The sequence below is a fragment of the Corallococcus macrosporus genome, from assembly GCF_017302985.1.
Taxonomy (GTDB): Bacteria; Myxococcota; Myxococcia; order Myxococcales; family Myxococcaceae; genus Corallococcus; species Corallococcus macrosporus_A.
In genome coordinates this window covers 2,106,387-2,118,609 of sequence record NZ_JAFIMU010000007.1, presented here as the reverse complement: position 1 = coordinate 2,118,609, position 12,223 = coordinate 2,106,387, and the positions used below count along the sequence as shown (strand labels likewise).

At 71.7% G+C, this 12,223-nt stretch carries 10 protein-coding genes; 5 read left to right on the top strand and 5 right to left on the bottom strand.

Annotated features, from left to right (window positions below; genetic code table 11):
• Positions 1 to 3 precede the first annotated feature (3 nt).
• The 4 genes from JYK02_RS21050 to JYK02_RS21035 all read left to right on the top strand — a co-directional run bounded on the left by JYK02_RS21050 (position 4) and on the right by JYK02_RS21035 (position 3,918).
• On the top strand, positions 4 to 339 hold the full coding sequence (locus JYK02_RS21050) for a DUF2171 domain-containing protein (RefSeq protein ID WP_242588831.1): 336 nt from the start codon (positions 4 to 6) through the stop codon (positions 337 to 339).
• Positions 340 to 517: 178 nt separating this feature from the next.
• A complete protein-coding gene (locus JYK02_RS21045) occupies positions 518 to 1,618 on the top strand; it encodes a Kelch repeat-containing protein (RefSeq protein WP_207053504.1) in 1,101 nt (366 codons plus the stop codon).
• 440 nt (positions 1,619 to 2,058) lie between these two features.
• Entirely contained in the window at positions 2,059 to 2,376 is a 318-nt protein-coding gene (locus tag JYK02_RS21040) for a hypothetical protein (protein WP_207053503.1), read from the top strand.
• A gap of 105 nt (positions 2,377 to 2,481) precedes the next feature.
• Positions 2,482 to 3,918: a M24 family metallopeptidase gene (locus tag JYK02_RS21035; RefSeq protein ID WP_207053502.1), complete on the top strand. Its 1,437-nt coding sequence runs from the start codon at positions 2,482 to 2,484 to the stop codon at positions 3,916 to 3,918.
• Between the two features lie 5 nt (positions 3,919 to 3,923).
• On the opposite strand, the gene JYK02_RS21030 is transcribed toward JYK02_RS21035, so the two are convergent.
• The 3 genes from JYK02_RS21030 to JYK02_RS21020 all read right to left on the bottom strand — a co-directional run bounded on the left by JYK02_RS21030 (position 3,924) and on the right by JYK02_RS21020 (position 7,627).
• The gene (locus tag JYK02_RS21030) at positions 3,924 to 5,087 is read right to left on the bottom strand and encodes a cytochrome-c peroxidase (RefSeq protein WP_207053501.1); all 1,164 of its coding nucleotides are present in this window, start codon (positions 5,085 to 5,087) and stop codon (positions 3,924 to 3,926) included.
• Positions 5,088 to 5,240: 153 nt separating this feature from the next.
• On the bottom strand, positions 5,241 to 5,645 hold the full coding sequence (locus tag JYK02_RS21025; protein WP_207053500.1) for a hypothetical protein: 405 nt from the start codon (positions 5,643 to 5,645) through the stop codon (positions 5,241 to 5,243).
• Positions 5,646 to 5,854: 209 nt separating this feature from the next.
• A complete protein-coding gene (locus tag JYK02_RS21020; RefSeq protein WP_207053499.1) occupies positions 5,855 to 7,627 on the bottom strand; it encodes a S8 family serine peptidase in 1,773 nt (590 codons plus the stop codon).
• A 348-nt stretch (positions 7,628 to 7,975) separates the two neighbouring features.
• On the opposite strand from JYK02_RS21020, the gene JYK02_RS21015 reads away from it, so the two are divergent.
• Positions 7,976 to 10,393, top strand: a complete 2,418-nt coding sequence (locus tag JYK02_RS21015; RefSeq protein ID WP_207053497.1) for a serine/threonine protein kinase — start codon at positions 7,976 to 7,978, stop codon at positions 10,391 to 10,393.
• Positions 10,394 to 10,426: 33 nt separating this feature from the next.
• On the opposite strand, the gene JYK02_RS21010 is transcribed toward JYK02_RS21015, so the two are convergent.
• Together JYK02_RS21010 and JYK02_RS21005 are read right to left on the bottom strand one after the other, a co-directional pair.
• Complete coding sequence (locus JYK02_RS21010) at positions 10,427 to 11,104, bottom strand: RDD family protein (RefSeq protein WP_207053495.1); 678 nt, start codon at positions 11,102 to 11,104, stop codon at positions 10,427 to 10,429.
• A 109-nt stretch (positions 11,105 to 11,213) separates the two neighbouring features.
• Positions 11,214 to 12,185: a 2Fe-2S iron-sulfur cluster-binding protein gene (locus JYK02_RS21005; RefSeq protein WP_207053494.1), complete on the bottom strand. Its 972-nt coding sequence runs from the start codon at positions 12,183 to 12,185 to the stop codon at positions 11,214 to 11,216.
• Positions 12,186 to 12,223 lie beyond the last annotated feature (38 nt).

Below are 12,223 nucleotides of genomic sequence, written 5' to 3'. Positions count from 1 at the left end.
CCCATGAGCGCGAGGAGCAACGCGATGATTCACGCGGGAGAGGTTCGCGAGGGCATGTCGGTGCGCACCGCCGACGGACATCCACTGGGCCGGGTGGCGGGCGTGGGCGACACCCACTTCGAGCTGGAGCAGGGGCTGGTCCCCATTCCCCGGCGCGACTACCTGGTCGAATACAGCGACGTGGAGGCGGTGACCGGGGACGAGGTCCTCCTCAAGCCGGCGGACCATTCCCAGCTCACGCTGGAGGAGGACGACGACGGCGGCGCCCTGCCGCCGCGCCACAGCGAGGGCCTGGAAGCGGAGCCCACGAACGACCCCGTGGGTCCCCCGCGGCACTGATGCGGGAGCCTTGGGTCCTGCCTCCGGGAGTTCCGGGATTCCAACCCGGAGGGCAGGGCAAGGCCCTGGAATCACAAGGCCTTGCGGGGCCCGAGGTGTCAGACCGGCGCGGTAGACGAACCCCTCGGCCAGACGTCCGGGTGGGGTCATGCGACGGTTTTCGACATCTTGCGTCACGATGCTGTGGTTGGGGGTGGTGTTCGCGTGCGGTCCCGCGCCGCGAGCCGATGCGGGCAGCGTGGAGTCCCCGGTGCCGGGCGTGCTGTCCACGCCCCGGCGGCTGTTGCCCTACGTCGCGCTGGAGGACGGGCGGGTGCTGGCGGCCGGAGGGCATGACGGCAGCCGCACGCTGGGCACCTGCGAGGTGTTCGACCCGGACACGGGGCGGTGGCGGACCACGGGGACGCTGCGCACGGCGCGGCGCAACCACGCGGCGGTGCGGCTGCTGGATGGGCGTGTGCTGGTGGTGGGTGGCTCCAACGGCGTGACGGTGGGCGCGTTGGCGAGCGCGGAGCTGTTCGCGCCGGACACGGGCGTGTGGACGCAAGCGGCGTCCATGGCCGAGGCGCGCAACGACCCGGCGGCGGTGGTGTTGCCGGACGGACGCGTGCTGGTGGCGGGCGGAACGGACGTGGACCTGCGGCCGGTGCGTTCGGCGGAGCTGTTCGACCCGGCGTCAGGGACCTGGAGCGCGGCGGAGGCGCCCGGCTTCGCGCGAGGCGGCGCGGGGACGGCGGTGGTGCTGCGCACGGGCAAGGTGCTCTTCGCGAGTGGCCTCCAGTCGGAGCTGTACGACCCGCTGACGGGCCACTGGGAGCGGGCGGGAGTGATGGGAGGCGCGGCGGGAACGCACCGGCTGGGGCACACCGTGACGCTGCTGCCGGACGGACGCGTGCTGGTGGTGGGAGGCACCACGACGCAGGCGGCGATGACGGCGGAGGTCTACGTGCCGGAGCGCAACGCCTGGGAGCCGGTGGAGGCGCCCGGAGTGCCAAGAGAGCACCACGCGGCGCTGGTGACAGGAGAGGGCGCGGTGCTGGTGGTGGGAGGCGAGCACTCCACGCGAGGCACGCTGGCCTCCGCGGAGCGCTTCGACCCAGCAAGAGGCACATGGACGCAGGCGCCCACGCTGCATGAGCCGAGAGGCGAAGCCGGAGCCCTGTGGCTGCGCCGGGGCACGGTGCTGGTGGTGGGCGGAGTGAACGAGCTGGGCACCCTGGCCACGAGCGAGGAGTACGTCCCCGCTCCGGCCGTGGCTCAGGTCGAATCTGAAATTTAGGATTTTCCAGTATATAAAGAAAATCATGAATGGGTGATGATGCTGCATGCCCCGTGGAACACCCAACATCGCGATAGGCTTCTTGGTGCCCGCGATGTTCTTTGCCAGCGGTGGATGCGCCTCCTCGCCTCCCACCGAACTTCGAGCAGATCATGCGCGCGGAACCAGTAGCTTCTGCGCGCTGAACCCCGAAGGCTGCGCTCCACCGCCTGCGTCCACTCCCGGATCGTTCGACCTGGACTCCTGTTTCAAAGCCTGTGATGCAGGAGGCGCGGCCTTGGAGTCATACTGCCGGGGCCTCTCCGAGACGTGGCAGCGGCAGCTCTGCTGGTCCGTCGTCCAGGGCTCGAAGGCGGCATGCAAGGGCATGTGCTCGCGCATCAACGCCTGCGTCTCCCATTCCACCGCCTGCCCTGACGATGCAGGGTAAGGAGCCGTCCATGAACCCTGGCCCTCCGCACCACGCGTCCATCAGCGACCCGGTGGCCGACGACTTCTGGTCCTTCGAGGACGACCACGGGCGCAAGCACGTCTCCCGCGTCACCCTGGGCCGGCCCGCGCCCATTCCCCAGGATGCCAATGGGGACTGGTATTGCCCCGTGGTCATCGGCCACTCGGTGCCCATCACCGTCAGCATGGTGGGCGTGGGCCCCGTGGATGCCCTGCTCAACGCCGCTCGGTTCGTCCGCGAGCACTTCCACGAACTGCGCAAGGTCAGCCCCCGCGCCACGCCGCCAGGAGCCTCGGATTCGAAGTGAAGCCAGGACAGCATGTCTGGCTTTTTCCCGAATGACTGGCAACGCGGTTTGCCCAATGCCAGTCCGTCCGTGCATCGCTGAAGCGGCGTGACAGACTGCGCGCCCATGCGCTCCTGGAAACACCTGCTCGTCGTCCCGCTCGTCTGTTCCTCCGCCTGCGCCACCGCGCCCGCCGCGCCCTCGAAGCCCGAGGCCCCGGTCGCCGCCGCGCCCGCTGCTTCCGCCGTGGCCCCAGTGGCTCCCGCCACGCCGGTGCGCCCCTTCGGCACGCTGCGCGAACAGGCCGCCCGTCAGCAGGCGTGGCTCCAGGAGCGGCTGGAGACCGGCGTGCCCCAGCTCATGCGCAAGTACGGCGTGCGCATGTGGGTCGTCCCCATGCGCGAGTACAACGAAGACCCCGTCTTCAAGGCGCTCGTCTCCCCCACCACCTTCTCCGCCCGCCGCCGCACCATCTACGTCTTCTTCGACCGCGGCGCCGACCAGGGCGTGGAGCGGCTGGCGCTGGGCGGCAGCACCCAGGGCGGCCTCTATGAAGCCCGCCGCGCGCCCATGATGGTGGACCGGGGCGGCTCGCAGCGCGCCGCGGAGCTCCTGGGCCCCGAACAGTGGCTGCTCCTCAAGCAGGTCGTGGAGGAGCGCAAGCCGGACTCCATCGCCATCGACGTGTCCCCCGCCATCGCCTTCGCGGACGGCCTCACCCATGGCGAATACGAAGGCATGACCCAGGCCCTGGGCCCCGCCTGGACGAAGCGTCTCAAGCCCGCCGGCGGCCTGCCCCTGGACGTGCTCGGCTGGAGGAGCGCCGACGAGGTCCGCTTCTACGCCGACCTCCAGAAGTACACCTGGAACCTCATCCAGACCGCCTTCTCCAACGCCGTCATCACCCCCGGCACCACCACCACCCAGGACGTGGAGTGGTGGATGCGCCAGCGGCTGTCCGACGAAGGCCTGGACACCTGGTTCCAGCCCGACGTGGACGTGCAGCGCCAGGGCGCCACCGACGAACAACTGGGCGACAACCCCGTCATCCAGCGCGGCGACGTGCTCCACTGCGACTTCGGCGTCACCGCGCTGCGCCTCAACACCGACACCCAGCACATGGGCTACGTGCTGCGCGACGGCGAGACGGACGCCCCCGCGGGCCTCAAGGCCGCGCTGAAGGCCTCCAACCGGCTCCAGGACATCGTCCAGGGGGAGATCAAGCCGGGCCGCACCGGCAACGAGGTGCTGCGCGCCTCGCTCGCGAAGATGAAGTCGGAGGGCATCAACGGCAGCGTGTACTCACACCCCATTGGCCTGCACGGCCACGGCGCCGGCCCCATGATTGGCATGTGGGACCGCCAGGAGGGCGTGCCCGGCAACGGCGAGCACCAGGTGATGCCCAGCTCCTGGTTCTCCATCGAGCTGCAGGCGACCAGCCCCGTCCCGGAATGGAAGGACCAGCCCGTGCGCTCCGCCCAGGAGGAGGACGTCGTCGTGGACGCGGAGGGCACCGTGCACTGGGCCCTCCAGCGGCAGACGTCCTTCCACCTGGTGCGCTAGCCGGCCTACTTCGCCGCGCCCGTCATGGACTTGAGCAGCGTCACCAGCGCCTGCTTCTCCTCGCTGCTCAGGTCCAGCTTGACGATGGTCTCCGTGCGCACGCCCACGAAGGTGCCGTCCGGGTCGCCGCCCTCGTTGTAGAAGTCGACCACGTCCTCCAGCGTCTTCTCCGCGCCGGTGTGCATGTACGGCGCGGAGAGCGCCACGTTGCGCAGGGTGGGGGTGCGGAACGCGCCCTCCACCTCCGTGGGCTTGGACTGCGCCTGCGCCTTGAGCGTGGGCAGCCGCGCCGCGTCCGTGCCGCCCGGCGCGTCGCTGTAGGCGCCAGAGGCGTTGAACTGCCAGGACAGCAGCGCGTCCACCACGCCCGCCTGCCCGCGCTTGCCCGCGCCAGAGTCCTTCAGCCCCAGGTTGTGGAACTTGTCGTCCGTCAGCGAGCGGCCCTTGTGGCACACCACGCACTGGCCCTTGCGCATGAACGTCTTCAGGCCCAGGTACGCCGGGTCCTTCTCCTGCGTGCCCGCCTCCACCGCCTGGAGGAAGCGCCGCACGTCCGCGTCGAAGGGCGCGTCGGTGCGGTTGAGCGTGCGCTGGTACGCCGCCAGCACCTTGCCCACGTTCGCCATCAGCCGGTCGCCGTCGGACTCGTCCGCGGGCGCCTTGCCGAACAGCGCCGAGTACGCCGCCGTGTACGTGGGCTCCGCCACCAGCCGTGAGCGCACCACCGTCGCGTCCGAGTCCATTTCAATGGGGTTCGTCAGCGGCAGCACCGCCTGGGACCAGAGCCGGTCCGCCCGCCCGTCCCACATGAACCAGCGGCTGTAGCCCACGTTGAGCAGGCTGGGCGGGTTGCGCTCGGACTGGTGGCCTCCGCAGCCCTCCGCCGTCGCCGTCTCCACCGTGTAGGACTCCCCGGCGTGGCAGCTCTTGCAGGACACCGTCCCGCAGCGCGACAGCCCCGGGTCCTCGAAGAGCCGCTGGCCCAGCGCCGCCGCGTCCGCGTTGTCACCCCACTTGTTGGTGGGGTCCACCTCCGGCTTCGCGCTCTGCGTGTGCAGGGCGCTGAGCTGGTCCAGCTCGTCGTCGGTGGGAAAGGGCACTTCGGATTCGCACCCGGCCCCCAGCAGGGCCAGGGCGAGCACGGCGGTACGCGGACGGAAACCAGTCATGGGCCGGGGCAGCTTCGCGCCCTTGTGTTCAGCTTTCAATGGTCCCTGTCCCCCCGCCGGGCATGCGGCCATCCACGCACGAAGGCCGGGGGCCCCACTTCGGGCACGCCCGGCCTTCACACGGTGAAGCACTTCAATGGGACTTCCGGAGGGCTACTCGCAGGCCAGCTTGTAGCTGACCACGGGCGCCGCGAACCGGGCGATGGTCATCTTCGTGGGGCCCGGGGTGGCCGTGGGCGCCGCGCCGCTGGCGCACTTGAGGCCCGCGTCCACCACCAGCTCCACGTTCAGCTCCTTGCCGTCCGGCAGCCCGCCCACGTTGAAGCTGCAGCGGTTGTTGCGGCTCTGCTTCACCTCGCCCCAGCCCAGGGCCGCGCCGCCACCCTCCGTCACCTTCACCCGCACCGACGAGCACGGGTCGCCCTGCAGGCCCGTCGCGGGGTACGCGACGCTGCCCGTGACCGTGGCGTTGCCGGCGTTGGCAGCGGCCGCCGCGCCACTCGACGAGGCGCAACCCGTAGCGGCAACGACCAGGGCGGCAACAGCAATTCGCAACATGGAGATCCTCAATTCAAGAATGAAAGGGTTTTCGCGCCGGGTTGGCCACCTTCCCGGCAGCCATTGGCGCGCGCCACGTACAATCCCGGCGCGCTTTCATTCCACGCAGAAGTGCATTCGCGATTTCGTCACGCGGAGCATTTTTCCGTTCCTCAACATCCACGCTCCGCGTCCGGGACGCGCCTCCCGGCTCTTGAGAATCGCGTGCGTCACGGCAGCCGCTGCAAGGCGTCCCGCGCGTGCACCAGGCCGTGGCCGAACAGCGGGTCGCGGCCCTGGGTGCCCAGGTCGCGCGCGGAAGCCTCCAGCGCCTCGCGCACCTGCTGGGGCGTGAGCTCCGGCCGGGCGCTCCACAGGAGCGCGGCGACGCCGCTCACGTAGGGCGCGGCCATGGAGGTGCCGGACACGTGGGTGTAGTCCACCGGGAAGAGGGACAGCCGCGCGTCCGCGCCCAGCCGCTGGCGCAGCATGGTGCTGGCGGCCTGGTTGACGCTGACGGCCGGGGCCCAGTGGCCGCTGCGCGGCAGGGAGAGGATGTCCACCGAGCCGCCCGCGGGGGCGTCCTCGGCGGCGAAGACGACGGCGCGCGCGCCCTGCCGCATCACGTTGGCCATGGACTGATCCACGGGCACCGCGCCCGGCCGCACGTACGCGACGAAGCCGTCACAGGTGGCTTCCAGGCACGAGTCCAGCGAATCCCCCAGGCCGCAGTCCACCAGCCGCCCGGAGGTGTCACCCGTGGGCGAATACAACAGCGAGCGCGACAGCGGGGACGCGTCCTCCACGGACATCTCCGCGAAGGCGCCCAGCCCGCGGGGGAACGTGGACAGCACGTCCACGCCGGGCGCCACCAGCGACAGCTCCGGGCCCGCGTTGGAGAAGCTGGCGCGCCGCTCGCGCGAGTCCACCGCCCCCACCGCGAGCACGGACGGGTCGGACGCCGGGTAGCTCACCGGGCCGTTCTGGTTGCCGGAGGCCGCCACCACCAGCATGCCGTGGTCCAAGAGCGCCTTGAACGCCTCCACCGTGCTGCGCGTGGCGGTGCCGCCGCCCAGCGACAGCGACACGACGCGCGCGCCCTGGGACTCGCACCACTCCATGGCGGAGAGCACCACGCTCATCTGCGTGTGCCCCTGCAGGTCCAGCACGCGCGCGATGAGCAGCGACGCGTTGGGCGCCACGCCCACCATGCCGCCGGGGCTGCCCCGGGGGCCGGTGACGCCGCCCTGGCCCACGCGCGCCGCGATGATGCCCGCCACGTGCGTGCCGTGGCCCTGGCCCCACTGGCCCTTGCTGCCGCGGTCGTTCGCGTCGTCGTCGTCGTCCAGGAAGTCATGGCTGGCCGCCACGGCGCCCTGGAACTCCGGGTGCGCCATGTCCAGGCCGCTGTCGATGATGCACACCTTCACGCCCTGGCCCGTGGGCGCGCCCTCGTCCAGCACGCCGTCCCCGTTGGCGTCCCACACCTCCGGGGCCTGCACCAGGCGCAGCCCTTCGGTGTACTCGTCGCCGGGCAGCAGCGTGGCGGCCGTCAGCTGGCGCGGCAGCGGCGAGAAGAGCGCGGGCGTCAGGCCCTGGGCGCTCCAGGGCTGATCCACCTCGATGCTCTCCACCAGGTCGCTGCGCTCCAGCAGGTAGCGCTCCGCGGGCGACACGCGCGCGGCCACGGCGGGGATGTTGCGGTAGACGGCGCTCACCTTCGCGCCGGTGCTCGCGGTGAAGCTGGCGCCGGAGGCGGTGACGGCCGCCGCATGGGTGCCGGTGCCGCCGCTGCGCCGGAAGCGGATGATGACCGGCTCGCGCCCGTCGTCATGCGTGCGCGAGGGCTGCGTTCCGTCCAGTCCCTGGCGGGCCGACGTCTCCTCCTTGATGCCGCCGGCGAGGACTCCCGGGCACACCTGCCCCTGCGCGGAGGCGCGCGTGGACGACTCCGGCGCACACGCGGCCAGCGCCAGCAACCCGACGAAACCCCAACGCTTCATGATGCGGCTCCTTCCAAGCAGGACGCCCCTCCCGAGGGCGGCCCCCCGCAGGGCGGAGGACCGGGAGGTGCCCGCCCCCCTCACCTGGGAAGGAAGCGGCGTGCTGCTCTGAGGGAACGCATCCCCGGCCCGGTGCGCATCGGCTCCTGAACCCGGGAACGGCCCGGACGTGCTCGGGTGCACAACAGACCTGTTGTCAGGCGGAACACGGCCTCGGGAATTCCGTTGGGCCCGGGACTTTCTCTTTTTCGCGCCAGGGGTGTCTGGAGTGGGGGAAGGAAGGGGAGGCGCGTGGTGCGCGGCTTGATTCCATGGGGGAGTCCGTGCTGCGCTCCGGAGCGCCAAGTCATGAGCACCGCACCCACAGAGTCCCCCCGTTTTTTCGGGCGCTACGAGCTCGTCCACCTCCTGGGCCAGGGCGGCATGGGAGAGGTGTACCTGGCGAAGCTGTCCGGGGCGGCGGGCTTCGAAAAGCCCTGCATCGTGAAGACCATCCTGCCGGCGCTGGTGAAGGACCGGCAGTTCCTGGACCGGTTCCACCACGAGGCCAAGGTGCTGGTGCACCTGGTCCACTCCTCCATCGCCCAGGTGTACGACATGGGCGAGGCGGACGGCACCTACTACATGGCGCTGGAGTACGTGGCGGGCGTGGACCTGGGGTACCTGCTGGAGCAGGCCCGGGTGCAGGGGCGGGCGGTGCCCACGCCGGTGGCGCTCTACGTCGGCCAGCGCATGGCGGAGGGCCTGGGGTACGCGCACCGCAAGACGGGCACGGACGGCGAGCCCCTGGGCATCGTCCACCGCGACGTGTCCCCGCACAACGTGATGGTGTCGTACGAGGGCGAGGTGAAGGTCATCGACTTCGGCCTCGCGAAGTCCACCGCGCGCAGCAAGTACACGCTGCCGTCCACGGTGATGGGCAAGCTGGGCTACATGTCGCCGGAGCAGGTCCGCGCGGAGCCGCTGGATCACCGCAGCGACATCTACTCCTGCGCGGTGGTGGTGTGGGAGATGCTCGCGGGCCGTGGGCTGGTTCCCCACGGCACCGTGGGTGAGATGATGGCGGCCATGTCGCACCCGGTGGTGCCGCCGCTGACGGACTTCCGTCCGGACGTGGAGCCCTCGCTGGAGGCGGTGCTGCGCCGCGCGCTCGCGCCTTCGCCGGCGGACCGGTACGCGCGGGCGGACGACTTCGCGCGGGCGCTCAACGCGGAGCTGCTGCGCTCGGGCACCCCCATGGGGGCGGAGGAGGTGGGCGAGTTCGTCCGCGCGCTCTGCCCGGAGGCCTTCGCCGAGCAGCGCAAGCTGACGTCCGGCGTGCACGGCGAGCGGCGCACGCCGTCCCCCGCGCCCCGGGCCGGTTCAGGCACGGCGCTGTACAGCGGCGGCTCGGGCTCCGGGAGCAACGCGGCCGCGGATGATGCGGCCTTCGGTGCCACGGCGCTGCGGACTCCGGAGGATCCGGCCAGCGGCAGGCCCCACACGGGGCGCATCGACGTGGATGGACCGTCGATGGGGCCGGGGGGCACGTTCGTGTCCCATCCGTCTTCCGGACCGGCGGCGGCGGTGCCGGGTTCGGGGGGCGTGGCGCGCAGCACGCCGGGCTCTGGTGGCGTGGCGCGGAGCACGCCGGGCTCCGGAGGCGTGGCGCGGAGCACGCCGGGCTCCGGAGGCGTGGCGCGCAGCACCGATGACGTGGACGCGGCCGCGCTGGGCGCGACGGCGGTGCACCTGCCGGCCGCACCGGCCCAGGGCGCTGTCTCCCCGAGCGCGTCCGGCCCGGTGCCGGCGCGGTCCGAGCGCAGGCCGGTGGCGTGGATCGCCGTGGCGGCGCTGCTGCTGGTGGGCGCCACCGTGGGCATCACCACCTTCGTGCTCCGCTCGCACACGGCCGAGCAGCCCGTGGTGCCCCAGACGCTCCCGCCGTCCGAGCCTGTGCTGGCGGCCGCGCCTCCGAAAGAAGAGCCGCCTCCCGCGGTGACGCCGCCCGTGGAGCCGCCTCCCGAGGCCGCCGTGGACGCGGGCGTGGTGGCGAGCGCGCCCGAGCCCGAGGTGAAGTCCCCGCCGGAGGTGAAGCCCGTCTCCGGGACGAAGCGGCCCGTGACGACGCGTCCGGTGGAGCTGGTGTCCGGGCACGTGCCCGTGGCGAAGATCGGCGAGACGGGCAGCGGCCAGCGCGTGGTGAACGCGGACGTGCCCAAGGGCACCAACGCGGGCACGGTGTTCAAGGTGGTGGGACCGCCGCAGAAGGGCACCCGCAAGCGTCCGGTGCTGGGGACCGCGACGGTGGTGTCCATCAACCCGAACCGCCAGAGCATGACCCTGCGGCTGGACGAGGAGGCGGAACAGGCGAAGGAGCCGCGCTTCGTGCTGATGAACGCGCGTCCGGGGCCGACGCTGCCCCCGAGCGCCATCGAGCAGCCCACCCCGCCGGTCGCGGCGACTCCCGAGCCGAAGCCCGAGCCGAAGCCCGTGGAGCGCTCGCGCCTGCTGGGACAGGTGGAGGTGGACGGCCTGCTGGGAAGCGACTTCGGCCGCACGCTCTATGTCATCAACAGCGACCAGCGGACCTGGCACAACTGCGTCATCGTCCTGAACAGGCGGATGGAGGCGCGGATGGCGCGGCTGGACCCCTACCAGACGCACACGGTCAAGGTGGAGGAGCGCTACTTCAAGGTGAACCAGAAGGCGCCCGACGTCCCCAAGAAGGCCGCGTGGGTGAGCTGCGATGAAGGCGAGGACATGTTCGCGCTGATCAAGCGCTGAAGCCCGAAGGGAGCCCCGCGGGCCCCCTACGCCTCAGGGCCCCAGCCGCGCGGCGGCCACGGGGCACTCGTTGCGCACGAAGTCCGCGACCTCCGTGTCGCCGCCGCTCGCGTTGCGCACCGCGCGGGACAGGGACGTGCGGCACTGCCACGTCACCTCGCGCGTGCCGTGGCAGCAGTGCCACCCGGTCAGCGTGCGGTCCAGGTACTGGAGCATCTCCTGGCGCGTGGGCGTGACGATGCTCCACACCGCGCCGACGAGCAGCACCCCCCCCACCAGCGGCAGGGGCAGGCTGCGCGCCCAGCCGCGCACGCCGCCGGGAATCACGCTCGCGTGCACGCCCAGCTGTTCATCCAGCGGCCGGCGCTGCAGCACCACCTGGAGCACCAGCTCCACCGGCGCGGTGAGCGCGCGCAAAAGCCCCGCGCCCAGGCCGGGCGCCTTTCCTTCCGCGCGCTCCAGCTTGAGCCCCAGGGCGTGACGGCCCGGGGTGAGCCCCGTCAGCCCGCCCACGCAGGACAGGAGGAGCCAGGCGGCTCCCATGGCGAACCCCAACAGACCGGCCGTGGACACCCACTCCGCCGCGCGCACCGCACCCCAACCCACGAGCGCCGCGCCCGTGAGGTCCAGCAGGTCCGCCACCCAGAGCCGGTTCTGGAACCGGGCCTCGGTGGGCGGAGTGTCCATGGAGAACAACGTCCCGTCGCTCATCAGCCTCTCTCGTGTGCGAGCGGGGCGCGAGCATAGGCGGCCCGCCGCGCACTGGCGCGCTCCAAAACGCCAGGCCCGGTTACAGGCTCCCCGAGGCTCGGGGAACTGGCTACAGGTCCAGCACCAGCCGCTTGGACCGGGCGCGAGACACGCAGACCAGCATCCTCGCGTCCCCGGCGGCTTCCTGCTGGAAGAACGTATCCCGGTGGTCCGGCGTTCCCTCGCACACGCGCGTGACGCAGGTGCCACACGAGCCCGCCTCGCAGTCGCTCTCCACCTTGACGCCGTGGGTGCGCAGCACGTTGAGCACCGTCTTGCCGGCCGGCACGCGCAGCACCTGGCCGGTGCTCTTGAGCGCCACCTCGAAGTCCTCCTCCGCCGTGGCGTGGGTGGCGGAGGTGCCCTCCGCGGTGAAGGCCTCGAAGTGCACCTTCTCCCAGGGCCACTTGTGCAGCGCGGCCGCCTCGCGCACGGCCTTCATCAGGCCCGCGGGGCCGCAGCAGTACAGCCGGGTGCCCGGGCCGCGCGTGGCCAGCAGCGCCCGCACGTCCAGCCCCTTCGTGGGGTCGCCGCCGTCGTGGTGGATATGCACGCGGCCCGCGAAGGATGGCGTGGACAGCAGCTCCTTGAAGGCCGTGCGCTCCGAGTCGCGGGCGCAGTAGTGCAGCACCCACTGCGCGCCCGTGCGCTCCAGGAGGCGCGCCATGGCCAGGATGGGCGTGATGCCGATGCCGCCCGCGATGAGCACGTAGCTGCGGCCATACAGGAGCGGGAAGTCGTTGACCGGCTCGCTCACGCTGAGCACGTCGCCCTCGTGGACGTTCTCGTGCATCGCCCTGGAGCCGCCGCGGCCGTTGGCGTCGCGCTGCACGGCGATGACGTAGCGGTGCGTCTCACCCGGGTCGTTGCAGAGCGAGTACTGGCGCATGCCGTTGAGGCCCGGCACCTGCACGTCCAGGTGGGCGCCGGCCTCGAACTCGGGCAGGGCGCCGCCGTCCTGGGAGACGAGCTCGTAGGACTGGATGCCTTCCGCCTCACGGGTGATGCGCGCCACCCGCAGACGCAAGCTGTTCGTCGTCACGGTATTGCCCCTGTTCCCTTGCCCGCCGCCCGCGCGAG

What these genes read in the sequence shown, in the direction of transcription:
- JYK02_RS21015 (WP_207053497.1), top strand. Translation starts at nt 7,976, where the DNA reads ATGAGCACCGCACCCACAGAGTCCCCCCGTTTTTTCGGGCGCTACGAG.
- JYK02_RS21040 (WP_207053503.1), top strand. Translation starts at nt 2,059, where the DNA reads ATGAACCCTGGCCCTCCGCACCACGCGTCCATCAGCGACCCGGTGGCC.
- JYK02_RS21025 (WP_207053500.1), bottom strand. Translation starts at nt 5,645, where the DNA reads ATGTTGCGAATTGCTGTTGCCGCCCTGGTCGTTGCCGCTACGGGTTGC.
- JYK02_RS21030 (WP_207053501.1), bottom strand. Translation starts at nt 5,087, where the DNA reads ATGACTGGTTTCCGTCCGCGTACCGCCGTGCTCGCCCTGGCCCTGCTG.
- JYK02_RS21010 (WP_207053495.1), bottom strand. Translation starts at nt 11,104, where the DNA reads ATGAGCGACGGGACGTTGTTCTCCATGGACACTCCGCCCACCGAGGCC.
- JYK02_RS21050 (WP_242588831.1), top strand. Translation starts at nt 4, where the DNA reads ATGAGCGCGAGGAGCAACGCGATGATTCACGCGGGAGAGGTTCGCGAG.
- JYK02_RS21020 (WP_207053499.1), bottom strand. Translation starts at nt 7,627, where the DNA reads ATGAAGCGTTGGGGTTTCGTCGGGTTGCTGGCGCTGGCCGCGTGTGCG.
- JYK02_RS21045 (WP_207053504.1), top strand. Translation starts at nt 518, where the DNA reads ATGCTGTGGTTGGGGGTGGTGTTCGCGTGCGGTCCCGCGCCGCGAGCC.
- JYK02_RS21035 (WP_207053502.1), top strand. Translation starts at nt 2,482, where the DNA reads ATGCGCTCCTGGAAACACCTGCTCGTCGTCCCGCTCGTCTGTTCCTCC.